The organism is Pseudoalteromonas sp. A3 (assembly GCF_025942345.1).
Taxonomy (GTDB): Bacteria; Pseudomonadota; Gammaproteobacteria; order Enterobacterales; family Alteromonadaceae; genus Pseudoalteromonas; species Pseudoalteromonas atlantica.
Genome location: NZ_JAPCKL010000005.1, coordinates 286,762 through 309,713 on the forward strand (window position 1 = coordinate 286,762; position 22,952 = coordinate 309,713).

The following is a 22,952-nucleotide window of genomic DNA, read 5'->3' on the forward strand; positions in this document are numbered from 1 at the left end:
CTTTTGTATAAATTTGTGTTTATCTATTGGCTTTAGCACACGGGTTGTTTAGAATCGAGGAAAACAAACAGGTCAGACCTGTCAGCGGGAGAGCATAAATGTCTGAGCAAAACATACTAAAAACACCAAAAGGCGACCGTATTGCCATCGTTAGCGGCTTACGTACTCCTTTTGCAAAACAAGCAACAGCGTTTCACCATGTACCAGCCCTTGATATGGGTAAGTTGGTGGTCAACGAAATGCTTGAACGATTAAATTTCGACAAGTCAGAAATCGATCAACTTGTATTTGGTCAAGTAGTACAAATGCCAGAAGCGCCAAATATTGCACGTGAAATTGTTTTAGGTACGGGTATGCCAGTAGGCGTAGACGCGTATTCAGTATCGCGTGCGTGTGCTACCAGCTTTCAGGCCATTGCTAATGTAGCTGAATCTATTATGGCAGGCTCTGTAAATGTAGGTATTGCCGGTGGCGCCGATTCATCTTCAGTATTACCTATTGGCGTAAGTAAAAAATTGGCAGGTAGCTTAGTTGATTTAAACAAAGCACGTACCTTAGGCCAGCGTTTACAAATATTCTCAAAACTGCGTTTAAAAGATTTATTACCAGTACCGCCTGCGGTTGCTGAGTACTCAACAGGCCTTTCAATGGGGCAAACTGCTGAGCAAATGGCTAAAACACATAACATAAGCCGTGAAGATCAAGATGCACTAGCGCATCGCTCGCATTCACTTGCAACCCAAGCATGGGCCGATGGCAAGTTAAAAGATGAAGTAATGACGGCGCACTTACCGCCATATAAAAGCTTTATTGAAGAAGATAATAACATTCGTAAAAATTCTACAGTTGAAGGCTACGCTAAGCTTAAACCGGTATTTGATCGCCAACATGGCTCGGTTACCGCTGCTAATGCAACACCATTAACCGATGGTGCAGCCGCCGTACTGATGATGAGCGAAAGCAAAGCAAAAGCACTAGGCTACGAAATTTTAGGTTATGTACGTAGCTTTGCGTTTTCGGCAATTGGTGTAGAAAAAGACATGCTAATGGGCCCAGCGCATTCAACGCCTATCGCACTTGATAGAGCAGGTATTACACTTGCTGATTTAGATTTAATTGAAATGCACGAAGCCTTTGCATCGCAAACACTTGCCAATATGAAAATGTTTGCATCAGATAAGTTTGCGCAAGAGCAACTTGGTCGTAGCAAAGCAATTGGCGAAATTAACATGGATAAGTTTAACGTTAACGGCGGCTCACTGGCATATGGTCACCCATTTGCAGCAACCGGTGCTCGCTTAATTACGCAAAGCTTACACGAGCTTAAACGTCGTGGTGGCGGTTTAGCATTAACAACAGCGTGTGCTGCTGGTGGTTTAGGTGCAGCCTTTGTATTGGAGAGCGCGTAATGACAGATTCAGTATTTAATTTAACGGTAGATGAAAACAAAATTGCCGTAGTAACCATTGATGTGCCGGGTGAGAAAATGAATACCCTGCGCGACTCATTCGCAGATGACTTAAAAGCTTTACTTGAACAAGCGAAACAAGAGTCAGTAAAGGGTATGGTATTTATAAGTGGTAAAAGCGATAACTTTATCGCGGGCGCTGATGTAAAAATGCTCGATAGCGTGCGAAAGCGTGAAGATGCATTAGCAATTAGTGAACTTTGTCATCAAGCATTTTTTGATATGACAAAACTACCTTATACAACAGTAAGTGCAATACATGGTGCTGCGCTTGGTGGTGGTTTAGAGTTTGCTTTAGCGTGTGATTACCGCGTAGGCACAGATAGCGATATGACTAAAGTAGGCCTGCCAGAAGTACAACTTGGTTTATTACCAGGTGGCGGCGGTACGCAGCGTTTAACTAAAATTGTAGGCATTCAAAAAGCACTTGAATGGATGCTAACTGGCAAGCAAATTCGCCCTAAGCAGGCTAAAAAAGCAGGCGTATTAGATGATGTAGTACCACAAAGCGTATTACTAAAAGTCGCTAAAGAATTTGCCGCTAAGAAAAAGCCAGCAGATAAAGAACCAAAACTTGATAAAGTAAGCAAATTATTAGAGTCAAACCCGTTTGGCCGTAACTTTATCTTTAAAAAAGCCAAAGAAAACGTCCTTAAAAAAACCGGCGGACATTACCCTGCACCGCTTGCAATTATTAAGGCTGTGCGTGCAAGTGTAGAGCTGGATAAATTAAAAGCATACAAAACAGAAGCTGAAAGCTTTGCAACACTTGTAATGAGTGATGAATCTAAAGCGCTTCGCGGTATTTTCTTTGCAACCACTGAAATGAAAAAAGAGTGGCGCAACGACGATGCGCCAGCAATTAGTAAAACCGCTGTTTTAGGTGGCGGCCTAATGGGTGCCGGTATTGCGCATGTAAGCGCAGTAAAAGCCAAAGTACCTGTACGTATTAAAGATGTAGCAGAGCAGGGCATTAGTAATGCCATGAACTACACCTACAAAATTTTAGATAAGCGCCTTAAACGCCGCATTATGTCTAAAGCTGATATGCAGTTAACAATGAACCGTATTACCGGTACTACCGACTACAGTGGCTTTAAACACATTGATTTAGTAGTAGAAGCTGTTTTTGAAGATTTAGCCTTAAAGCAAGGTATGGTTGCCGATATAGAGCAGCAATGCCAAAGCAATACTATTTTTGCAAGTAACACGTCATCACTGCCTATTTCGCAAATTGCAGCACAGGCACAGCGCCCTGAAAACGTGATTGGCCTGCATTACTTCTCGCCAGTTGAAAAAATGCCACTCGTGGAGATTATTCCGCACGAAGGGACTTCACAAGAGACTATTGCGCGCGTAGTTAACTTTGCACGTAAGCAAGGTAAAACGCCCATTGTGGTAAAAGACATGGCAGGTTTTTACGTAAACCGTATTTTAGCGCCTTATGTAAATGAAGCAGCTAATTTAATGCTTGCCGGTGAGCCAATTGAAAAAATTGATGCAGCCCTTGTAGAGTTTGGTTTCCCAGTTGGGCCGCTTGCTTTACTTGATGAAGTAGGGATTGATATAGGCTCTAAAATAGCCCCAATTCTTGAAAAAGAATTAGGCGAGCGTTTTAAAGCGCCAGATGCATTTTCTCGTATGATTGATTCAAAACGCCTAGGCCGTAAAACGGGTCGTGGTTTTTATGAGTACGATAAAAAGAGCAAAAAAGTTGACGAGTCAGTGTATGAGCTTTTAGGTGTAACCCCTGCACCGCGTTTAAATAAAAGCGAAATTGCTAAGCGTTGTGTATCACAAATGCTTAACGAAGCCGTGCGTTGTTTAGACGATGGCATTATTGCCAGCCCACGTGATGGCGACATTGGCGCTATATTTGGTATTGGCTTCCCACCGTTTTTAGGTGGACCGTTTAGCTATATGGATAAATTGGGCGCCAGCAAGGTTAGCTCTGAAATGTCTACATTAGCTAATAGCAATGCAAATTTTGCCCCATGCGACACGTTAGTAAGTATGGCTGAATCAGGCGCTAAGTTTTATCAAACGCAGCCTGCTGCAGATGAGCTAAGCCCAGCACCTGTTGCTGAACAAGCAATAGAAGCAGAGCCTGTTGATGAGCAACCTCAAGAAGAGAGCGTTGACTCACCAAAGCAAGACTCGTAAAACAGCTTGATTAAAAAAACCGCATTATATGCGGTTTTTTTATATCTGCTATTTGTAAATATAGAATACTAGGACGCAATAATACCAACCCGCAATAATACTTAATCATTCTGCGGGGCTAAACGTGTCGCTACCTGTGTTAAAAACGTGCATTTATAAAACCTAAATTGCCAGTTTTTATTTAGTTATCGACAGGTTTTTACCCTCAAATAAGACTTATAATTAAGTGGCTTGCTATAAAGTATGTTAGCTTAATTTGCAGCTAAGTAGATAAGAGGTAAACCATCATGCAGTTGTTTACAGCACGATTGGCAATGCGCCCACTTCAAAGCAGTGATTGGCCATTATTTTTGCAGTTACATCAAAATCCTACCGTGATCCGTTATTGCTACGATATGCCCAGCGAAGCGTTTGTACGCAGCCGGTTTGAACAACGTTTAAAAAGTTGGGATAGCACTTCTACTCATCCACTTTGCCTTGTGGTATTTGATAAGCATTCAAATGAGCCCATGGGTGTAACGGGGTTTACATACGAACTTGAGCAAGCTGAGCTAGGCTATTTGTTTTTACCCGCGTATTTTAATCAAGGCTTTGCCAGTGAGTCATTGCGTGCTGTGATTGAGTGGGCATGGCAACAATGCGGTATTACACAGTTTAAAGCCGTGGTTACAAAGGGGAATATAGGGTCTGAAAAGGTATTACAAAAGTGTGGATTAACGTTAACTGGCATTAATACGCAAGCGCACACTATTAATAATACACGTTATGATGATTTGATATACACATTAAAATTGTAGCAAATAGGGCTAGCAAGCTAGCCCGTGATGGTGGTTTCTATAGATGTGCTTCAATTGCTTTACGGTCTTTTTCTGGCATATTCTCAACAACTAATTTGAACGAATTATCGATCATTCTTTCAATTTCGCCTTGTGGAATAGAGCCATCTAATATCACCGTATTCCAAAGCCGCTTGTTCATATGATAGCCAGGGATCACCGCAGGAAAAATATCACGCAATTTAAGTGCTTCATCGGGATCGCACTTTAAATTAAGCCACCAAATAGGATCTCCATCATCATTAACGTCTCCATCATTACCTAAGGCAAGGGTGGCAAACATTTTATGATTTACTTTATAAACATCAACCTCTTGAGCAAATGGTTTTGTCACTTGCACCAAGGGCTTCTTTACTAAATACTCATGTACTGTGTTTTGGTCCATGATCCAATCCTTGAAGTCATACTCGGTAGAGATACCATAGCAGTTTTTTTCGCTTTTGATTATAGGTATTTAGTTTTAAATTAAAAATTTGCAAGTCTATATCAAATGCAGCCCCAAATTAACGTATTTTTAGTTGAACAATACCCAGTTCGTGGTATGTTTCTGGCAATCAAAAAAATAATAGGAAAACCCCCATGCCAAAGGCGAGTGAAGTTAAAAAAGGAACCGCGATTGAGTTTAATAATCGCGTGTTGGTAGTTAAAGATATTGTACGTTCAGTACCACAAGGTCGTGCAGGCGGTAGTTTGTACCGTATGCGTTTATACGATGTAGTAACAGGTGCGAAAGTAGACGAAACCTTCAAAGACAGCGACATGCTAACCCTAGCAGATTTAACTCGCCGCGAAGCAATGCTTTCGTACATTGATGGCGATGAATACGTGTTTATGGATAATGAAGACTACACGCCGTATAACTTAAACAAAGAGGCGATAGCAGAAGAAATTCAATTCGTTAACGAAGAAACGCAAGGCGTACACGTTATTGTGATTGATGGCTCGCCTGTAGGTTTAGATTTGCCATCAAGCGTAGAGCTGGTTGTTGAAGAAACAGACCCTTCAATCAAAGGCGCTTCTGCCAGTGCACGCTCTAAGCCTGCACGCCTGAGCACGGGTTTAACCATTTCGGTGCCTGAGCATATATCTACGGGCGACCGTATCCGTATTAATACGGTTGAGCACAAATTTATGGGTCGCGCTGAAAAGTAAGCCAAGCTATACAATAAAGCTGGAAAGCTGGCGCTATGCCGGCTTTTTTATGCCTAAATTTTTAAACTAGGGAATAGTAATTTGCATCAATACTTAATTTATATGCGCTGAAAACTAAAATGGCGACTCATTGGCTTATCAAGCCTGCTGCTTTAAAAGTGTGTTATTTGCCGTTAAAATGCGCAGCGTTGTTTTGAGCTCAGTTGGGGTGATGTTTGCTTTTCGTTTTTATTAATGCTCTATGTGCTTTGGCCATTTACGTTCAAGCGCTTAAAAAAGGTATGCCAATTAAACGGTGGATTTTATTAGGGGCGCTAATAGGCCCTGGCGCATGGTGCTTATTTGGTTTGCATTACAGGCGTGCTTTTATACGCAACGTAGGAGCTGGTGCGTGTATATGGCGCCCGTAACATTACCTTATTTGCGCTAAATGTTTATTAGCACTAATAAGGCTTGGCGTAGAGTTGCTTTGTTGCTGTTTTAAAAAGGCCGTAAATTCATCTTTTGAAAGCGGTTTTGAATAGAAGTAGCCCTGTACGGTTTCACAATTTAGCGTTTTGAGTATGTCAATTTGGCTTGCTTGCTCCACACCTTCAGCAACCACATGTAAATCGAGGTTTTGCGCAATCGTCACGATAGAGTCAACCATGTTGCGGCCACGTTCGGTTTTCATGTCATCAATAAATGCTTTATCTACTTTTAAGGTATTCAGCGGAAATTGTTTTAAGTACGCTAAAGATGAATAACCTGTACCAAAATCGTCCATGGCTAAATGAATACCACGGGCACTTAGCGAGCGCATAATTGCAATGGCTTCTTGTGGGTCGTCCATTACCGTGCCCTCGGTAATTTCCAGCTCTAAAAAGTAAGAAGGTAGCTCGTTTTTTTGCAATATCACGTCAATACGGGTCGTTAAATCTGGCAAGCTAAACTGCTTAGCCGATAAGTTAACTGCAACGCGGCCGCTAAATAGCCCATCGTCTAGCCATTGTTTTACATCGCGACACGCTTTGTTTAAAACCACTTCACCAATTTCTATTATTTGCCCGGTTTCCTCAGCAATAGGAATAAATACACCGGGGCTGATAACGCCTTTTTTAGGGGTTATAAAGCGCACTAATGCTTCCATTCCGGTAAGTTTACCTGTGCGAATATTCATTTTTGGTTGGTAATACACTTCAAAATGGTTTTCTTTTAGACCAAAGCGCATTAGGTTTTCTATTTGTAAGCGTTTAACCGCTTGGCGGTTCATGGTGTCGTTAAAAAACAGGTAACTATTACCTTTCTTTTTAGCATGATACATGGCGGTATCAGCGTTTTTTAACAGCAGCTCTGGAGTACTGCCATCTTCAGGGAATAACACTATGCCTACGCTTGAGGTAATAGCGAGCTCGTGGCCTGCCATTTTAAATGGGGTCGCAATTGCAGCTAAAAATTGCTTTGCCATGCGAGTAATAACATGAATATCATTAGTATCTGCCATAACTAAGGCAAATTCATCACCCCCTAAGCGGTAAAAAACATCATTCTCACGGGTTAATTTATTTAATCGCATAGCCAGTTTTGCTAACAGGCTGTCGCCTAGCTGGTGGCCTAATGAATCATTAATTTTTTTAAAATTATCTAAATCAAATACCAAAAGGGCATGGTGAGTATTTTGTTTTACTAGCTTTTGAAGGTCGGTAAAAAATAAATTTCTGTTAGGTAAACTGGTCGTACGGTCTCTATTTGATAAATTATGCAGTTGCGATTGTGCATTTTTACGTTCGGTTAAATCTGAATAAACCACTACATAGTTTGTTATTTGGTGTTGATCGTTTTTTATCTCATCAATAGAAATCTCTATGGGCAGTAACACTCGCTCACTATTGCGCAGTTTTACCTCTTGTTGAATTCGCTCCCGCTCTCGCACTACATTTTTAATGTTTTCTGTGTAGCTTTTATCGTAACCAGGTAAGTTAAAAGGCTTTTTGAGATATTGCTCTCTAACGCCACCAAAAAGCGTTAAAAAGCTGGGATTAATATCAACTAAGTTAAAGTTTTTATCGTATATAGCGAGTGCATCAGTGAGTGATTCTACGCACTTAGCAAATAAATTGAGGCGCTCTTGTGTTGATTTTAACACTGAAATATCGCGCACTGTGCCGGTCATTCTCAGTGGCGCTAAGTTGGCATCTTTTTCTATTATTTTTCCGCGGTCTAATACCCAGTGCCAGTGGCCAAAGGTGTCTTTAATACGGTAAGTGGCTTCAAAAAAAGCAGACTTTTGAGCAAAGTGTTTTTTTAATAAATGCTCTACTGAGGCAATATCGTGTGGGTGGATCAAGCTTTTATTTGGCGGAAACCCCATTAACGTTGTTGAATCCATCATGTATTTATCGTTAATACGAATAACTTCGCCTGTTTTTATATTCCAATCCCAAAGCGTATCGCCACTGCCTTCAACCGTGCTTTTTAAGCGTTTTTCCGAGAGGCTGTGCTGTAACCGAGAGCGCTTTAATTTATAAATTACAAATAATAGGTATGGCAAAGCCAGCGCAAGTAGGGCACTGGCAATAATTAAAACGGTGTTGGTATTTATATTAAAGGCGTGTTCAAAGGCAACCGCTGCGGGTGCTAGGCTTAGCAGCAACCAGTAAAAAACACATTTTATTGTTGTTATTTTTATCATTTGTTTTATTACTACTAATTAACAAATGATAATTTAAATCATGCCACTTGCAGAGTCAAAGAGATTGCGAGCAAAGCGGCATTTTTTGCGATTTATTTACTTTTGCGCTACTTAATAACTCATACCTTGGCCTATCTTTTGAAAAAGTAGCTATGGCATAGCTTTTCATTTCTTCTAGGCTGAGGGCGTGCAGTGCCTCTAGGAGGCGTTTTTGCATATGAAAGTCATGATCTTTATTGCCTATTGCAAGCCAAAAGCGCTGTGAGCGTAACCGTAAGTTTTTATCTTTTTCAGCAATATGAGTTGTCAAACCTTGTTTATGCTGCTGCCATGTTGTTTCATCCAGGGAGTCTAGGTTAGCAATAAACTGGCTTACAAAATGATTATGCCTGTGCAGTAGAGTCTGAGCTTCAAATTTTGGTGATTGAATATAAAAAGCAATACCGGCGCGGGTGTTAAATGGTGCATAGCCAGAGCCAACTAAGTAACCTAGCTGTTGTGTGGTTCTCAGCTCGTTAAAATAGTCTTGGTTAATTATATGATTAAGTGCCATTAATTTAACTTTTTCATCCACTTCTGCACTTTGTGCTTGGTAGTAAATGACCATGGCGTTATCACTGCATGGCAGTTCAAGTTCGCAGCGAGTCACTTGGTCTATCTCGTGCAGCGGGCGTGTTAAATCCTCAATAGCCGTGGCGTTTTTTAAATGCTCTGCCACTTTTTTATGAAATACCTTCGCGTCTGTTTGTTGCCAATTACCGTGTAAAAACGACTCAACATGTAAGGCTTTAAAAAAATCGGCTCTAAATTCGTTAAATTGCTGAAAACATGTATTTTTAAGTGCAGTGGCTAACTCATCGGGTTGTGGGTTCCATGGCATTATTTTGGCACCTAACACGCTAAATAATTCACTCACCGGTTTATTTTGGTTGCTGTTGCGCCAGTGCCTTACCAGTTGCTTTTTGTATTCGGCAAAGCGGCGTGCGCAAATATCAACATTAAACAGCGCATCAAGTAATTGCTCCACCAACTCTAGCTGACTAGTCGATAGCCCAGCAGTGTGCAACGTAAGCCCGCCTTGATGAGAGGTTAAATGATAACTTAAACCTGCCAATTCTGCGGGGTAAAATTGCTCGCCAACACTGTCCATAAATAAGTCACTAAAAAGGCGCGTTAATGCCATGTGCTTTACATCTTTTACTGCAAAGTGCGAGTCCATTGCTAAATAAAAATGACCTTTGGCCACTCTAAAGGTGTTGTCTTGTTTAAACCAAAAGTCAAACCCAGGCTCTTTAACTAACAGTAAAGGCTTGGTTTGAGGTTTTTCGACTTCGTATAGCACCACTTCTTTTGTTAAATAGGGGTTTGCTGTGGGCAGCAGCATAGTGCTCAGCGGTTTATTTATATGCGCAAGCGACTCCAGCCAATGCGGCGAAATTGGCTCAACTTTGTAAGGGGTGTTGTACCACGCGGTGGTGTGCTCTGCCTCTACGCCTGGATGAATAAGTACTAAGCGCATATTATGCGGGGTAAGCCATTGCATCGCCATTTCGTGAGTGGCTTTATTAAAGCCCTCCATTAAGTAATCGCCTTGCACATAGTTAGCTTCGTCGTAGTGTTGCATATTAATGCTTAGGTTACTTACCCAATCTATTAAGCGCGATTTTTCTTGGTTATCAAACGCAATTTGTAACAGGTTTTTTTTATCTTGATACAGGCGCGGTAGTTTGTCGGTGTTATCGTTGATTAGGCAAATATACTCAAACACAATTTCTATTATGTCTTCAAAGTATTCAATGCCTTCATCGGTAAGCGCCATGCTAATGTTAAAATCTTTAAAGTTACTGCCATTTATACCGCCGCCGGCAGAAAGTGCGTTAATCCACCCTTGCTCTTTTAAAATTGAGTACAACGAGCCTGCGCCTTCGTAGCCGAGTAAATGGGCTATAAAGCTGACGGTTTTGTGGCGATAAAAGTCATCGATATTTGGCATAGCAAAACTAATAATGAGTTTTTGCATGTGCTTGTGTGGTTCAATGTGCAGTACTTTGCCAATATCTTGCGCGCGATATAATGGCTCCTCAATAGGGGCTTTAAGCGCACCTTTATGGCCATTAATGCCACTAAAATAACGATGCGTCCACTGCGCGAGTGTATCAAGCGGTTCGTTGGCACAAATTACCAGTGTCATCCACTGCGCTTGATAGTGCTTATTAAAAAAATCTCTTAACTCGTCACTAATGCAGCGCTCTCTATCGGCGAGAGTATGTAAATTACCCACCGAAAATTTAGCAAAGGGGTGGGCTGGGTTTACGGTTTCTTTATGAGCCTGATAAATACGACGCCCATCATCTTTTATTTTTAATTTAAACTCAGCCTCTATGGCATTACGTTCTTTTTCGGTTTCAGCTGGGTTTAATAATGGGGCAATAAAAAAACGGCTAAATTGCGCAAGTGCTTTTTCAATGGCTTGGTTATTAATATCAAAGTAATAGCACGTGTGCTCAGTGCCGGTCCAGGCGTTGGTGTTCCCGCCCGATTGAGACACAAAATTATTAAAGCTTCCAGAATCAGGGTATTGGTCGGTACCTAAAAAAAGCATATGCTCTAAAAAGTGTGCAAGGCCTTGCCTGTCAAGGGGGTCATCAAAATGGCCAGCGTTAACCGCCATAGAAGCAGCGGCTTTAGTTGAATCTTTATCTTGCACTAATAATACTTTTAGCCCATTGTCGAGTGTAATGGCGCGGTATGCTCTGTTATCATTGCGGCTGATATTCAAATGATGCTCCTGAAACTAGACGTTTACTTGTTAACAACAGATGATAGCTTCAGGACAGCGAAAAAATAGCGAAAAGATTTACCTGAATATCATGAGAGAATTATTCTTTGGAATAATAGTTAATATAGCGGACAAATGGGCAAACTGGCTACTGTTTTATATTCATTAATCGGTTGATTTTTTATGAAAACAATCTTAATTATGCGCCACGGCGAAGCGACACCGATGCAAGCTAACGACGCAGCAAGAAACCTAACACCGAAAGGCCATGCAGAAGCAGAAAAAATGGGCTTATGGCTACACAAACACTTTTCTGTTGATGCGTTATTGGTAAGTCCTTACTCGCGCGCGCAGCAAACGGCTAAAGAAGTTGAAAAAAACAATGTATTTAAATTTAGTGAAACCTGTAGCGACATAATCCCCGAGGGAAAGCCACAAATAGCAGCTGATTATTTAGAAACACTTATTGCCATGCATCCTCAGTGTAATACCTGGTTAGTGGTCGCCCATATGCCTATTGTGAGCTATATAGTTGATCAGCTCAGCCCGGGTAATATGCCTATTTTTAACACCGCAGCAGTTGCTGTAATTCAGTATGACGAAACATCACAGCGCAGTGAATATGTAAATATTAACGCGCCTGCCAACATATAGAGAAAAGAGATAACAATGAGTATAGAACGCCTTGAAACGGGTGCGCGCATGAGCCGTATAGTTAAACATAGTGGAACCGTTTATTTATGCGGACAAGTATGCAGCGATGCAGAGCAAAACATTACAGAGCAAACGCAAACTATGCTCGACAAAGTAGAGGCCTTACTTGAGCAGGCGGGGAGTTCTAAAAAGCATATGCTAAGCGCAACTATTTACGTTAAGAGCATGGAATATTTTGCCGATATGAATGCTGTATGGGATGCGTGGGTGCCAGAAGGTTATGCACCAGCACGCGCCTGTGTTGAAGCTAAAATGGCGCGTGATGCGCTATTGGTCGAAATTTCGGTAGTGGCCGCACTTAAATAAGCGTTTTATAAAAGCACAGCAAGCCAAAACGAAAAGCTTACTACACTAAGCACCGTTGAAAGCACCACTGCACCGGCGAGCGTAACTTGATGCGTATTTAATTGGCTTGCAATTAAATACGCATTAACGCCAACAGGCGAGGCGCTCAGCAATACCAGTACGTTACGAATTTGCGTATCTAGTACAAACACCCACGTAGCTGCTACACACACAGCAGCAGGCAAAATCAGTATTTTTAACAGTGAAGAAATAAGGGCCGGCTGCCAATTTGCAGCCACCTTATAAAACACCAAATTAGCGCCTAACACAAATAAAGCACATGCAATAGCAGGGCTGGCGAGTAGCTCTAAGGCATTGGCTAAATTCGCAAATAATGTAATTCCCGACACATTTAAAAGTAATCCACAGCCAATACTTAACACTATAGGGTTAAGGACCATGTTTTTAGCAAATTTTGCCCACGAGAAGTCAGCTGTGTTTCCTTTCGCGCCTATTAAATAAGTTAACGCAAAAAGCAGCGTGCTATGAAATGTGATGATCATAAAGGCGATAGCAATCATGTCTTTGCCAAGTGAAGCAATAACAATGGGTATACCCACTAACACCATATTTGAATAGCTACCGGCAAGACCAAACACACTATGCTGTTGATAATTTCCAGCATTGGCTTGTTTAGTTAAATAGTACCTATCAATAAGTATGCCCAAAGCAAATACCGCTAATACAGGAATATAAAAGCTTAAAAATGCTTCAAAGCTAATACTTTGATGCAAATTTATTTGCGACATATTGAGCATTAAAAAGGCGGGTAAGCTCACATAAAAAGTAAATTTACTTAAGCCGGCAATATGCTGCTGATTAAAAAACTTAAAATAACAACAGGTGTAGCCCAGTGCGACAATAAAAATTAAGGGAAAAATAATCGAAAAAATTTGCACGTATTATTCCTTTAATTAGCGTCTAAACTCATCACTTTGTGGTAAATCAATTAAAATCAGCACGGCACCGCGTCCGCCGTATTCTAACGGTGCTTGATGCATGGCAATTACATCGGGGTGCTGTACCAAATACTGCGGTACTTTGTGTTTTAAAACACGCTCGCCAATGCCATGCACTATGCACGCGCAATAATAATGCTGTTTTTTGCACTCGTGAATAAGCCCCGCGAGTTCATCTTTTGCACGTTCTTTATTAAACCCGTGCAGGTCGAGTGTTAAATCGGGCGCAAAGTCACCGCGTCGTAACTGTTTTGCTAAAAAAGAGTCGTGGCCATTTTGCACGTAATTAATGGTGCTATTTGTGTCTATATCGGGAATATATTCATCAGAGAAGAAAAATTCAGACTCAACCTGCTTTTTTTGCTGGGCAAATTGCTTCGCTTGTGACACCTTAGGTTTTGTATCAAACCTATGGGTATCTTGTTTAAACACCTTAGCGCCTGTAATTGTTTGGCGAAAAAGGTCAATGTCGTCATTGCTTAGGGACGATTGTGATGAGATGTCTTTTTTCATAAGTTTTACCTAAACAAAAAAACGTAAAAACGCAGCGCAAAAGGCGGTACAATATAAAGGTGAGGGGCAATTGTAATTTGCTCAGCACAGTTAGGCAATGCAATCGTCGCAAAGACTCAAAACAGTCAGTTAGCTAAAACAGGTAAAAAATATGAGTGATTTACAAATAGAAGAAGCAACACTTGATGAAGCTGTTGCAGAACTGTCAACGTTACATGACTGGTTACGCTGGACTACAAGCCAATTTGCAAGTAGTGGAATATTTTTTGGACATGGCACAGATAACGCGTGGGATGAAGCAGTTAGCTTATTACTTCCCGCACTAAGTTTACCTATTGATGCCCCCAAAGAGTTAATGCATGCGCGGTTAACAAGCACAGAAAAAAACCGCCTAGCAGGGTTAATCGCAGAGCGTATAAACGACTGCACGCCGGTTCCTTATTTAACAAACATTGCTTGGTTTGCGGGCATGCCATTTTATGTTGATGAGCGTGTGCTTATTCCGCGCTCGCCATTTGCTGAACTTATTGCTAATAAGTTTTCACCGTGGCTTGAGCAGCCGGAAAGCGTTAACCGTATTTTAGATTTATGCACAGGCTCTGCTTGTATTGCTATTGCGCTTGCTCAGGCGTTTGAAACGGCGCAAGTAGATGCGGTTGATATTTCGTATGAAGCGCTTGAAGTAGCAGATATAAATATAAACGACTATATGCTAAGTGACCGCGTACTGCCTATTCAGTCAGATGTATTTAGTGGTGTACCAGGGCAAAAGTATGACCTAATAGTAGCCAACCCACCGTATGTTGATGCTGAGGACATGGCTGATTTACCACGAGAATTTCATCATGAGCCTGAGCTTGGTTTAGCATCTGGACATGATGGCTTAGACGTTACACGTACTATTTTAGAGCATGCTAGCAATCATCTAACTGATAACGGTTTGTTATTTGTAGAAGTTGGTAACTCTATGGTACATATGGATGCTTTGTATCCGGGCGCACCATTTGAGTGGGTTGAGTTTGAGCAAGGCGGCTTAGGTGTATTTGTAATAAGCAAAGCGCAGCTTGATACGTATTTTGCAAAATAAATTTTAGGCCGAGCGTATGCTCGGCAACTTTTGTAGTCATTAGGAATGAGGAAAGTTAATGGCAGGTAATAGCATAGGGCAGTTGTTTAAAGTGTCCACCTTTGGTGAGAGCCACGGCGTTGCCCTAGGCGGTGTTGTAGATGGTACTCCCGCAGGCCTTGAGATCACAGAGGCTGACTTACAAATTGATTTAGACCGTCGTAAACCTGGGCAAAGCCGCTATACAACGCAGCGCCGAGAAGACGATCAGATAAAAATTCTTTCAGGTGTTTTTGAAGGTAAAACCACAGGTACCAGCATTGGCTTACTTATCGAAAATACCGATCAACGCTCAAAAGACTACGGAAAAATTAAAGATGTGTTTCGCCCAGGTCATGGCGATTACACTTACTGGCACAAATACGGCCTGCGCGATTATCGCGGCGGTGGTCGCTCTTCTGCGCGTGAAACCGCAATTCGTGTAGCGGCAGGCGCAATTGCTAAAAAATACTTAAAGCAGTTTCATGGTATTGAGGTAAAAGCATGTTTAAGCCAACTTGGGCCAATAAAAGCCGAAAGCTACGACTGGGATGAAGTTGAAAACAACTTATTCTTTTTCCCTGATGCAAGTAAGCTAGAAGCGCTTGATGAGTACATGCGAGACCTTAAAAAGCAAGGTGACTCAGTGGGCGCTAAAGTAAAAGTAGTGGCTAGTAACGTACCGGTAGGATTAGGCGAGCCTGTATTTGATAGGCTAGATGCTGAAATTGCGCATTCACTAATGAGCATTAATGCCGTTAAAGGTGTAGAAATTGGCGATGGCTTTGATGTGGTAGAGCAAAAAGGCTCAGAGCACCGTGATGAATTAACCCCAGAAGGCTTTACCTCAAACCACGCGGGCGGCGTACTTGCTGGTATTTCTACAGGGCAAGATATTATTGCCTCTATTGCGCTTAAGCCTACATCAAGTATTACTATTCCAGGTAAAAGCATTAATACTGAAAACGAGGCAGTAGAGATGATCACCAAAGGGCGTCACGATCCGTGCGTTGGTATTCGTGCAATCCCTATTGCTGAGGCAATGATGGCCATTACCTTAATGGACCATTTACTGCGCCAGCGCGGGCAAAATCCGCATGTAAACCACGAACATGGGCCGATAAACGGCTCTGTTTAAGTCATTTCTGGGAGCGCGGTTAGGTTTTACGAACCGCGCTCATTTTAATTTAAATAAGATCAATTGCCTGTTTTGCTACCATATAAAGCTTTTGATCATCAAACCGAGCACCCACCTGATGAACTGTTTGCTTAGTTCTTTAACCTCGTAAGTTTTTTTTCCTACAAATGCAAGCATATGACCAATTAAGCCTTTTAACTCTTCAGTTAATTCTACAAATGTGACTACAGAATCAAATAAACATCGAGCAAGCGTATAATAGAAAGTTAGGCCGAGGCCTAAACCCGCTTGGACGGAAATAAAAGCGTATTGTCCTGTTTTCTTTAAAAAAGTTATTAAGCCGTCTGTAATTATTCGTTGCCATTTAAGTGAAAAGGTTACGTTATAACGCGATGAATACTTTAGAACAGTATGATTATGATGTAGGGTCTTCAAAGAATTTTCCATACTTGCATAATCACTGTATGCAGCGACGGTATTGACGTAACCAGGTTCACTTTTTTCCATAGAGTGTGCGGCAAGACTAAAAAAAGATCCTTCATTCATAGCAGTTTGGTATTCATTAGAGGTATGGCTGAATGGCCAGGCAGGTACACAAGGAACAGGGTCGGCGCCATGAGTAACTCGATATTGACCGATATTATTTGCTGCTGAATGTATTGAATTACTTAATACCACCCTAGGCGCACCAAACGTATATAAATTAGTAGGTATACCTTTTTTGCTAGCCCAAATAGCAGTAAGCTGAGCAATTGCACCACCTAAACTGTGCCCTACAATATGCTAAAATTCTGGTTTATACTTTTTTATATAAGAATTAAACATGGGTTCCATACTAGTGAAGGCTTTCTCGAAGCCTGAATGTACTTCCAAATTTTTAGGACCAAGGGTAGTTGCAACATTTAAGTTAGTTAGCCAATCTGCACAAGATGAGAAAACGGTTCCACGAATGCCAATAATATGGTGGTTTTTGAATTGTGATGAAACACCTTCAGCAGTTAAAGCGATGCCTGTCGTACGGTTCAAAAGCTGATTTATTAGCCCACCACTCACCCCCTGAATTTGATTGTTAGTCACTTTAAAGTTTCTCACAAAGTCATTATGAAACTCTCCGCTGAAGTCATAACTTTTTCTTATATCATAAACTCTATTCGCGACAGAAGCAGCTGTGCTTGGTGATATTGTTTTATTCATAGTTCAACATTCTTCCCTGTAAAACGTTCTGTTAAATCATTTAAATCGCCATTATGGATTTCGTACTTTTCTTCATCGTTTTCCATAACCCATGTAGGATTGTAATCTTCATCCCATCTGCAAATGCTTGTTGCAGTTCTATTGAGGTATTTATTGGTGTTATTTTTAAATTCAAATCTGACCAATTGATTAGTTATTTCACACTTTAAAAAATCAAGCTTTTTGGTGAATTCAGGTAACTCTGAAATGCCTGGTTGTGTGGCCCCCCACAAACCAATAACTAAGTTGTTATCTTTACGAATAAAAATCTTCTGGTGGACACGGTCTTCGGAAATTAATTTATTCGGGATAGAAGAAAGTATAGTTTTCTTTGATAAATGAAATCGTCCGTCATCTCCTGTCATTACAGAATCAAGTCGTTCAACGCCATCAATATATGTTAATGAACGTATTATTTCTAAATCAGCAATTGGTATGCCATTTTCAGTGACGACGCCGTTGACTTCAGGGCTTAAAAATACTTCTTTCTTTTTTCTGAACCAGCTAAACATATCTTCTCCTTGACTAAGGGCCGGAAAAACAATAGCACAAAAAAGAATCAATAGGATGGCTAATCGAGGTAAATAAATAGATTTATTCATAGGCAATCCTTGCATAATTTTCTCAGATTTTAACTAAGAAAAAATGTATGTAAAGTGAACTGTACCTGTTTTTATAAGGTGCCTTAATTGCTAATAAAAGTACGCAATTCTTCCTCTAGCACTTTTCTTTTATATAAGTAGTCTTTATAGATTATTAACTCCCGAGGGTACTTTATATTTTGGGCAGATGTTTCCGTATTTATTCTGTAGGCGTAGTAATATTTTTTATCTTAAATTCATCGTTGAAAGTATTCCATTAGTTTTTAATAATTCATTAAGTATTAATATCCTTAGTGTTTATATATGACAACCTCACATAAAAAGTAGCTATTATGAGTAAAAATATTCAAACTAACCTCTCGCATGCTGAATATGAATCAACATTAAAACGTTTGGAAAAGTTTAGTCATTATACCGATAGCAGCATTGGCATCCCTTTTACTAAATTTAACATAGGGCTAGAGGCTGTGATTGGTTTAATACCCGTTATAGGGGATGCTGCAGGGCTTATTTTATCAAGCTATGTACTGGTAGAGGCGCAGCGATTAGGCGTAAGTAAACGCATAAAAACGAAGATGATCATTAATATGCTGATTGATTTTGTAGGCGGCTTAGTTCCATTTTTTGGCGATATATTTGATGCTTTTTTTAAAGCCAACACCCGCAATACCCGTTTATTAAAAAAACATTTAAATGCGCAGTTAGCTAATTGATAGTAATACTATTTTTTTTAGAGGCTTTAAATTTAGCATTAAGAATAAAAAACAAAGTGTTGTTGGTTGTTTAATCACCTAGTAAGGTAGGGAAGCCTATTCACTTTGGTATATACAAAATGCAATTATTTATCGGTAATAAAAACTATTCTAGCTGGTCATTACGCGCATGGTATTTAATGAGTAAATTTGATGTCCCGTTTGACGAAACCCAGCTTGTGCTCGACACCAGTGACTTTTACGACGAACTAAAACAACACTTCCACGTTCAAAAAGTGCCGGCGTTAATTGATGGTGATTTGCAAGTGTGGGACTCGCTCGCAATTTGTGAATATATTAACGATTCCCATTTATCGGGAGCAGGGTGGCCTAAATATATTACTCAGCGAGCTACAGCGCGCGCATTAAGCGCTGAAATGCATGCCGGCTTTATGGCACTGAGAAACGAAATGCCGATGAATATAAGAGCCACACGTAAAGTAACGCTATCAAGTGCTGCACTAAAAGATATTCAACGTATTGATGAGATATTTGCTCAGCAGCAAGATATGTTTCCTAATGAATGGTTTTTTGGCGACTTTAGTATTGCCGATGCGATGTACGCCCCCATTGTACTTCGTTTAAAAACGTATCAGATTACCTTATCCCCAGCGGCGCAGCAGTATTGTGATTTTGTGATGCGTTGCCCTGTTTTGCAAAAGTGGATAACCCAAGCACTTAAAGAAACCGATATAGTGCAGTGCGATGAGGCGGGAGTAGAGGTATAACTCGCTCATCACTTTTACTTTAAAGGTAAAAGCCCGTACAATTCGTCTCGTTTTTAGTGCGCTAATATTGCGCTGTAACCGAGACGAATTAATCAGTTTTTATGCATCATATAGCCGATCTTATATCTATTTTCGATAGTGTTTTTTATCAAAGCCATAACACTCGCTTAGTAAAAGGCGATGATGAGCCTGTTTATCTACCTGCCAATAATACCCATGGTTTTAATCAAATTGTATTTGCCCACGGCTTTTACGCCAGTGCCCTACATGAAATAGCGCATTGGTTAGTGGCTGGCAATAAACGCAGAGAGCTTGAAGATTATGGGTATTGGTACTGCCCAGATGGGCGAGATAAACACCAGCAAGCTGAATTTGAAAACGTAGAAATAAAACCACAAGCCATAGAGTGGCTGCTCAGCACCGCTGCTGGCTTTGATTTTAATGTGTCGGTAGATAACTTGAACGGCGAGCAAAATTGCCGGTTTGATTTTCAGGCGCGAGTACACCAGCAAGTATTAATGTTATTAGAGCAGGGAGTTAACGCACGTACCCATGCATTATTAAAAGCGTTAAGTGATTTTTATAAAACACCGTGGCCGTTAACCGCTCAACAATTTAATTGGCACCACCCTCAGGAGTTACAAAATGCAGTTTAAGTTAGGCTTAATTATTAACCCTGTTGCAGGACTTGGTGGCAGCGTTGCTTTAAAAGGCAGTGATGGCGAAAACACTGCTGCAAAAGCAATTGAGCTGGGTGCGCAAGCCAAAGCTAACAGCCGCACACAGGCAGCCCTAGAAGTACTTGTACCCTATAAAGAGCAGTTAACAATTTATACTGTAAATGGCGATATGGGCGAAAAAGCAGCACGCGCACTAGGCTTTACTGTTGAGGTAGTTTATACCGCCAATACCGTAACAAGCGCTGATGATACAGAGGCTAGCGCAAAGCTACTTAAAAATTTAGGCGTAGATTTAGTCCTGTTTGCTGGTGGCGATGGTACTGCGCGCAATATTTGTCATGCCATAGAAGATACCGTACCAGTGCTGGGTATACCTGCTGGCTGTAAAATTCACTCTGGCGTATATGCAATTACACCTAAAGCAGCAGGGCGCGTAGTAGAAATGCTAGTAAAAGGCGAGCTAGTTACACTTGCAGATGCCGATGTAATGGATATTGATGAAGAGGCGTTTAGGCAAGGCACCGTAAAAGCTAAGCGCTACGGTGAAATGCAAATACCAAGCGAAGTACGTTATGTACAAGCGGTTAAAAATGGTGGTAAAGAAACAGATGAATTAGTACTTGCCGACATTGCAGCGCATGTGGTGAGCGAAATGGATGAAGACACCTATTACATTATGGGTAGTGGCTCAACTGTTGAAGCAATAATGCAAGAAATGGGGCTAGATAATACTTTATTAGGCGTAGATTTAATTAAAGATCAAACCCTAGTTGCGCAAGACTTAACTGCTAAACAGCTACTTGAGTACACGCACGGGCAAGCTACTCAATTAGTTATTACATTAATAGGCGGGCAAGGCCATATTTTTGGTCGAGGGAATCAGCAGCTAAGCCCTGAGCTTATTCGCACCATTGGCAAAGAAAACATTATTGTGGTGGCAACTAAAACCAAATTACACGCGTTGAACGGGCGTCCACTTATTTGTGACACCGGCGACAGCGCTTTAGATGATGAATTAACAGGTTACATTAAAGTAACCACCGGCTATAACGACCATATTATGTATGCTGTCGGTTATGAAAACCAGGAGAAGTAACACAATGAGTTTAGTGAATTATATTGATGCTGCGCAGCAATACTTTGATGATTTAGTAATTAAAGCAACAGATGATGAGCTGTTCGCTGGTGGTTACTTGCGCGGACATTACGACCTTGCCGTAGGTTATGCAGAAGTAGAAGAGCTGACAATTTCTATTGATGAGCTCAACGAAACCGTGGAACAAAGCTTAGTAAAAGCATACCGCAATGGCGAGCTAAACGAAGAAGATAAAACCTTGGTTGTTAGGCTTTGGGAAGAAGTGAAAGCCCTCGCTTAACCGATGTTTAGTTCACAATTATGAAAACGCGGCGACGATAATGAAGCCGCGTTTTTTTATGCTCTATTTGTGCCCATAATAGATTTATTAGTTAATTTACTGTTACACATTAATAGTATATTGTTACTTAAACCTATTTTGGGAGCTTTAAATGAACAATAATAATCAAGCTGCGGTACCTACAGGGTTAATCGCGCGTTTTTTAAACTTTGTGGAGCGAGTTGGTAACAAACTTCCCGATCCGGCGATTATTTTCTTATTCGCTATGTTACTTATTTGGTTGTGCTCGTGGTTACTGTCGGGGGTGAGCTTTGACGCGTTAGACCCACGGACAGGCCAAGCCATTGTTGTAAATAACCTATTAGAGGGCGACTCACTTGCCTCGTTTTTATCTTCCATGGTAAAAACCTTTACAGGCTTTGCACCGCTAGGGGTGGTACTGGTTGCCATGTTAGGTGTGGGAGTGGCTGAGCACTCGGGTTATATCAATACAGGCCTTAAGCTAATGCTTAAAGTTACTCCAAGGCAACTGCTAACCCCTTCAGTCATTTTGGTAGCTATTGTAAGCCATACAGCAACCGATGCTGGCTACGTATTAGTGATCCCATTAGCGGGTGTTATTTTCTTTGCCGCAGGGCGACACCCATTAGCGGGTATTGCAGCCGCATTTGCTGGTGTGAGTGGTGGATTTGGCGCTAACTTTATCCCATCAGGAATAGACCCATTACTGCAAAGCTTTACCCAAAGTGCAGCGCAAATTATTAACCCCGATATGTCGATTAACCCCCTTAATAACTGGGCGTTCACTTCTGCCTCGAGTTTATTTATTGTGTTATTAGGCTGGTATATCACTGACAAAATAATAGAGCCTCGGTTAAAAAACACAGCACTTAATGAAGACACCCAAAACTTACCCGCGTTTGATGAAGCTAAAAGTGATGAAAAACGTGCTTTTTTTATAGCCAGTAGCGTAATGATTGCAGGACTTGCTTTACTTGCATTTGTATCCGCTCCTGCCGATTCAGCAATGCGCAGTGCTGATGGCTCACTAACTAATTTTAGATCGCCCCTGATGCAATCTATCGTGCCTTTAATCTTTTTATTATTTTGGATACCCGGTGCCGTGTATGGTTTTACCGTTGGTACCTTTAAAACCTCAAAAGATATGATAGATGCGATGAGTACCGCGATGAGTGGCATGGCTTATTATATTGTAATGGCGTTCTTTTGTGCGTTATTTATTGCTGCGTTTTCTAAGTCTAACTTAGGGGCATTAATGGCCATTGAAGGGGCGCAGCTTTTAAAAGCAATGGAGTTGCCCAGCGCCGTAACAGTTGTGGGTATTATATTTTTAACCGGCTTTGTAAACTTGTTCGTTGGCTCAAGCTCAGCAAAATGGGCATTACTGGGGCCTATTTTTGTACCAATGTTAATGCAGCTAGGTATATCACCCGATTTAACCCAAGCGGCTTACAGAATCGGAGACTCTAGCTCAAACATTATTACCCCACTTATGCCGTATTTCCCATTGGTTGTGGTGTACTGCCAAAAGTACGTAAAAGATACCGGTATAGGCACGCTTATCGCGCTTATGATCCCTTACTCAATCGCGTTTATGATTGGCTGGAGTATTTTCTTGCTAGGGTATTGGGCACTCGGTATTCCGTTAGGGTTAGATGCGAGTTACGTTTATCCGGCGTTACCTTAACTTAAACCTTAATTTATGAACCTCACTCAC

Annotated in this window: 23 protein-coding genes; 15 read left to right on the plus strand and 8 right to left on the minus strand. The window is 41.1% G+C overall.

All coding sequences use genetic code 11. The features are described from left to right. Positions 1-98 precede the first annotated feature (98 nt). The 3 genes from fadI to OIZ54_RS11795 all read left to right on the plus strand — a co-directional run bounded on the left by fadI (position 99) and on the right by OIZ54_RS11795 (position 4,428). A complete protein-coding gene (gene fadI, locus OIZ54_RS11785; protein ID WP_024031879.1) occupies positions 99-1,409 on the plus strand; it encodes an acetyl-CoA C-acyltransferase FadI in 1,311 nt (436 codons plus the stop codon). After that, entirely contained in the window at positions 1,409-3,631 is a 2,223-nt protein-coding gene (gene fadJ, locus OIZ54_RS11790) for a fatty acid oxidation complex subunit alpha FadJ (RefSeq protein ID WP_264390453.1), read from the plus strand. Before fadI ends, fadJ begins: the two co-directional genes overlap by 1 nt. A gap of 287 nt (positions 3,632-3,918) precedes the next feature. Beyond that, entirely contained in the window at positions 3,919-4,428 is a 510-nt protein-coding gene (locus tag OIZ54_RS11795; RefSeq protein ID WP_024031882.1) for a GNAT family N-acetyltransferase, read from the plus strand. 37 nt (positions 4,429-4,465) lie between these two features. Here OIZ54_RS11795 and OIZ54_RS11800 read toward each other — a convergent pair whose 3' ends face one another. Beyond that, positions 4,466-4,852 (minus strand): MmcQ/YjbR family DNA-binding protein, encoded by a 387-nt coding sequence (locus OIZ54_RS11800; RefSeq protein ID WP_004587303.1) that lies wholly within the window; start codon positions 4,850-4,852, stop codon positions 4,466-4,468. A 194-nt stretch (positions 4,853-5,046) separates the two neighbouring features. On the opposite strand from OIZ54_RS11800, the gene yeiP reads away from it, so the two are divergent. Both yeiP and OIZ54_RS11810 read left to right on the plus strand, forming a co-directional pair. Then, positions 5,047-5,619: an elongation factor P-like protein YeiP gene (yeiP, locus tag OIZ54_RS11805; RefSeq protein WP_004587302.1), complete on the plus strand. Its 573-nt coding sequence runs from the start codon at positions 5,047-5,049 to the stop codon at positions 5,617-5,619. A 230-nt stretch (positions 5,620-5,849) separates the two neighbouring features. Next, the gene (locus OIZ54_RS11810) at positions 5,850-6,029 is read left to right on the plus strand and encodes a hypothetical protein (RefSeq protein WP_374274991.1); all 180 of its coding nucleotides are present in this window, start codon (positions 5,850-5,852) and stop codon (positions 6,027-6,029) included. A 2-nt stretch (positions 6,030-6,031) separates the two neighbouring features. Here OIZ54_RS11810 and OIZ54_RS11815 read toward each other — a convergent pair whose 3' ends face one another. Both OIZ54_RS11815 and OIZ54_RS11820 read right to left on the minus strand, forming a co-directional pair. Beyond that, positions 6,032-8,290 (minus strand): putative bifunctional diguanylate cyclase/phosphodiesterase, encoded by a 2,259-nt coding sequence (locus OIZ54_RS11815; protein ID WP_264390454.1) that lies wholly within the window; start codon positions 8,288-8,290, stop codon positions 6,032-6,034. Between the two features lie 55 nt (positions 8,291-8,345). Next, a complete protein-coding gene (locus OIZ54_RS11820; protein WP_096739928.1) occupies positions 8,346-11,069 on the minus strand; it encodes an insulinase family protein in 2,724 nt (907 codons plus the stop codon). A 183-nt stretch (positions 11,070-11,252) separates the two neighbouring features. On the opposite strand from OIZ54_RS11820, the gene sixA reads away from it, so the two are divergent. Then, positions 11,253-11,723 carry a phosphohistidine phosphatase SixA gene (gene sixA / locus OIZ54_RS11825; protein ID WP_004587298.1) on the plus strand — a complete coding sequence of 157 codons (471 nt, stop codon included), beginning with the start codon at positions 11,253-11,255 and terminating at the stop codon, positions 11,721-11,723. A 15-nt stretch (positions 11,724-11,738) separates the two neighbouring features. Continuing rightward, positions 11,739-12,089, plus strand: a complete 351-nt coding sequence (locus tag OIZ54_RS11830) for a RidA family protein (RefSeq protein WP_264390455.1) — start codon at positions 11,739-11,741, stop codon at positions 12,087-12,089. A 5-nt stretch (positions 12,090-12,094) separates the two neighbouring features. On the opposite strand, the gene OIZ54_RS11835 is transcribed toward OIZ54_RS11830, so the two are convergent. Together OIZ54_RS11835 and smrB are read right to left on the minus strand one after the other, a co-directional pair. Next, positions 12,095-13,027, minus strand: a complete 933-nt coding sequence (locus OIZ54_RS11835) for an AEC family transporter (RefSeq protein WP_264390456.1) — start codon at positions 13,025-13,027, stop codon at positions 12,095-12,097. Positions 13,028-13,042: 15 nt separating this feature from the next. Next, a complete protein-coding gene (gene smrB, locus OIZ54_RS11840; protein WP_264390457.1) occupies positions 13,043-13,600 on the minus strand; it encodes an endonuclease SmrB in 558 nt (185 codons plus the stop codon). Between the two features lie 151 nt (positions 13,601-13,751). Here smrB and prmB point away from each other — a divergent pair, with 151 nt between their 5' ends. Together prmB and aroC are read left to right on the plus strand one after the other, a co-directional pair. After that, entirely contained in the window at positions 13,752-14,687 is a 936-nt protein-coding gene (gene prmB, locus OIZ54_RS11845) for a 50S ribosomal protein L3 N(5)-glutamine methyltransferase (protein WP_264390458.1), read from the plus strand. Between the two features lie 58 nt (positions 14,688-14,745). Then, the gene (gene aroC, locus OIZ54_RS11850) at positions 14,746-15,843 is read left to right on the plus strand and encodes a chorismate synthase (protein WP_024031890.1); all 1,098 of its coding nucleotides are present in this window, start codon (positions 14,746-14,748) and stop codon (positions 15,841-15,843) included. A 75-nt stretch (positions 15,844-15,918) separates the two neighbouring features. On the opposite strand, the gene OIZ54_RS11855 is transcribed toward aroC, so the two are convergent. From OIZ54_RS11855 to OIZ54_RS11865, 3 genes are read right to left on the minus strand one after another with little or no spacing between them, the layout of a single operon-like run. After that, entirely contained in the window at positions 15,919-16,623 is a 705-nt protein-coding gene (locus tag OIZ54_RS11855; RefSeq protein WP_319641001.1) for a lipase family protein, read from the minus strand. Between the two features lie 3 nt (positions 16,624-16,626). Beyond that, positions 16,627-17,037 carry a hypothetical protein gene (locus tag OIZ54_RS11860; RefSeq protein ID WP_232510935.1) on the minus strand — a complete coding sequence of 137 codons (411 nt, stop codon included), beginning with the start codon at positions 17,035-17,037 and terminating at the stop codon, positions 16,627-16,629. Further along, the gene (locus OIZ54_RS11865) at positions 17,034-17,678 is read right to left on the minus strand and encodes a DUF6795 domain-containing protein (RefSeq protein WP_096739926.1); all 645 of its coding nucleotides are present in this window, start codon (positions 17,676-17,678) and stop codon (positions 17,034-17,036) included. The genes OIZ54_RS11860 and OIZ54_RS11865 overlap by 4 nt, the downstream gene beginning before the upstream one ends. A 332-nt stretch (positions 17,679-18,010) precedes the next feature. Here OIZ54_RS11865 and OIZ54_RS11870 point away from each other — a divergent pair, with 332 nt between their 5' ends. The 6 genes from OIZ54_RS11870 to OIZ54_RS11895 all read left to right on the plus strand — a co-directional run bounded on the left by OIZ54_RS11870 (position 18,011) and on the right by OIZ54_RS11895 (position 22,922). Next, positions 18,011-18,391, plus strand: a complete 381-nt coding sequence (locus OIZ54_RS11870; RefSeq protein ID WP_096739925.1) for a DUF4112 domain-containing protein — start codon at positions 18,011-18,013, stop codon at positions 18,389-18,391. Positions 18,392-18,510: 119 nt separating this feature from the next. Continuing rightward, on the plus strand, positions 18,511-19,158 hold the full coding sequence (locus OIZ54_RS11875) for a glutathione S-transferase family protein (protein ID WP_096739924.1): 648 nt from the start codon (positions 18,511-18,513) through the stop codon (positions 19,156-19,158). Between the two features lie 101 nt (positions 19,159-19,259). Further along, entirely contained in the window at positions 19,260-19,814 is a 555-nt protein-coding gene (locus OIZ54_RS11880) for an elongation factor P hydroxylase (protein WP_096739923.1), read from the plus strand. Beyond that, positions 19,804-20,934: an ATP-NAD kinase family protein gene (locus OIZ54_RS11885; RefSeq protein WP_096739922.1), complete on the plus strand. Its 1,131-nt coding sequence runs from the start codon at positions 19,804-19,806 to the stop codon at positions 20,932-20,934. Before OIZ54_RS11880 ends, OIZ54_RS11885 begins: the two co-directional genes overlap by 11 nt. A 4-nt stretch (positions 20,935-20,938) precedes the next feature. Continuing rightward, the gene (locus tag OIZ54_RS11890; RefSeq protein ID WP_004587288.1) at positions 20,939-21,214 is read left to right on the plus strand and encodes a YfcL family protein; all 276 of its coding nucleotides are present in this window, start codon (positions 20,939-20,941) and stop codon (positions 21,212-21,214) included. A gap of 151 nt (positions 21,215-21,365) precedes the next feature. Continuing rightward, positions 21,366-22,922: an AbgT family transporter gene (locus tag OIZ54_RS11895; protein ID WP_121637194.1), complete on the plus strand. Its 1,557-nt coding sequence runs from the start codon at positions 21,366-21,368 to the stop codon at positions 22,920-22,922. The last annotated feature ends 30 nt before the right edge of the window (positions 22,923-22,952 follow it).

Bases quoted from the DNA above. Each gene is read 5' to 3' on its own strand.
- fadI (WP_024031879.1), top strand. From the start codon at position 99: ATGTCTGAGCAAAACATACTAAAAACACCAAAAGGCGACCGTATTGCC.
- fadJ (WP_264390453.1), top strand. From the start codon at position 1,409: ATGACAGATTCAGTATTTAATTTAACGGTAGATGAAAACAAAATTGCC.
- OIZ54_RS11795 (WP_024031882.1), top strand. From the start codon at position 3,919: ATGCAGTTGTTTACAGCACGATTGGCAATGCGCCCACTTCAAAGCAGT.
- OIZ54_RS11800 (WP_004587303.1), bottom strand. From the start codon at position 4,852: ATGGACCAAAACACAGTACATGAGTATTTAGTAAAGAAGCCCTTGGTG.
- yeiP (WP_004587302.1), top strand. From the start codon at position 5,047: ATGCCAAAGGCGAGTGAAGTTAAAAAAGGAACCGCGATTGAGTTTAAT.
- OIZ54_RS11815 (WP_264390454.1), bottom strand. From the start codon at position 8,290: ATGATAAAAATAACAACAATAAAATGTGTTTTTTACTGGTTGCTGCTA.
- sixA (WP_004587298.1), top strand. From the start codon at position 11,253: ATGAAAACAATCTTAATTATGCGCCACGGCGAAGCGACACCGATGCAA.
- OIZ54_RS11830 (WP_264390455.1), top strand. From the start codon at position 11,739: ATGAGTATAGAACGCCTTGAAACGGGTGCGCGCATGAGCCGTATAGTT.
- smrB (WP_264390457.1), bottom strand. From the start codon at position 13,600: ATGAAAAAAGACATCTCATCACAATCGTCCCTAAGCAATGACGACATT.
- prmB (WP_264390458.1), top strand. From the start codon at position 13,752: ATGAGTGATTTACAAATAGAAGAAGCAACACTTGATGAAGCTGTTGCA.
- aroC (WP_024031890.1), top strand. From the start codon at position 14,746: ATGGCAGGTAATAGCATAGGGCAGTTGTTTAAAGTGTCCACCTTTGGT.
- OIZ54_RS11860 (WP_232510935.1), bottom strand. From the start codon at position 17,037: ATGAATAAAACAATATCACCAAGCACAGCTGCTTCTGTCGCGAATAGA.
- OIZ54_RS11865 (WP_096739926.1), bottom strand. From the start codon at position 17,678: ATGAATAAATCTATTTATTTACCTCGATTAGCCATCCTATTGATTCTT.
- OIZ54_RS11870 (WP_096739925.1), top strand. From the start codon at position 18,011: ATGAGTAAAAATATTCAAACTAACCTCTCGCATGCTGAATATGAATCA.
- OIZ54_RS11875 (WP_096739924.1), top strand. From the start codon at position 18,511: ATGCAATTATTTATCGGTAATAAAAACTATTCTAGCTGGTCATTACGC.
- OIZ54_RS11880 (WP_096739923.1), top strand. From the start codon at position 19,260: ATGCATCATATAGCCGATCTTATATCTATTTTCGATAGTGTTTTTTAT.
- OIZ54_RS11885 (WP_096739922.1), top strand. From the start codon at position 19,804: ATGCAGTTTAAGTTAGGCTTAATTATTAACCCTGTTGCAGGACTTGGT.
- OIZ54_RS11890 (WP_004587288.1), top strand. From the start codon at position 20,939: ATGAGTTTAGTGAATTATATTGATGCTGCGCAGCAATACTTTGATGAT.
- OIZ54_RS11895 (WP_121637194.1), top strand. From the start codon at position 21,366: ATGAACAATAATAATCAAGCTGCGGTACCTACAGGGTTAATCGCGCGT.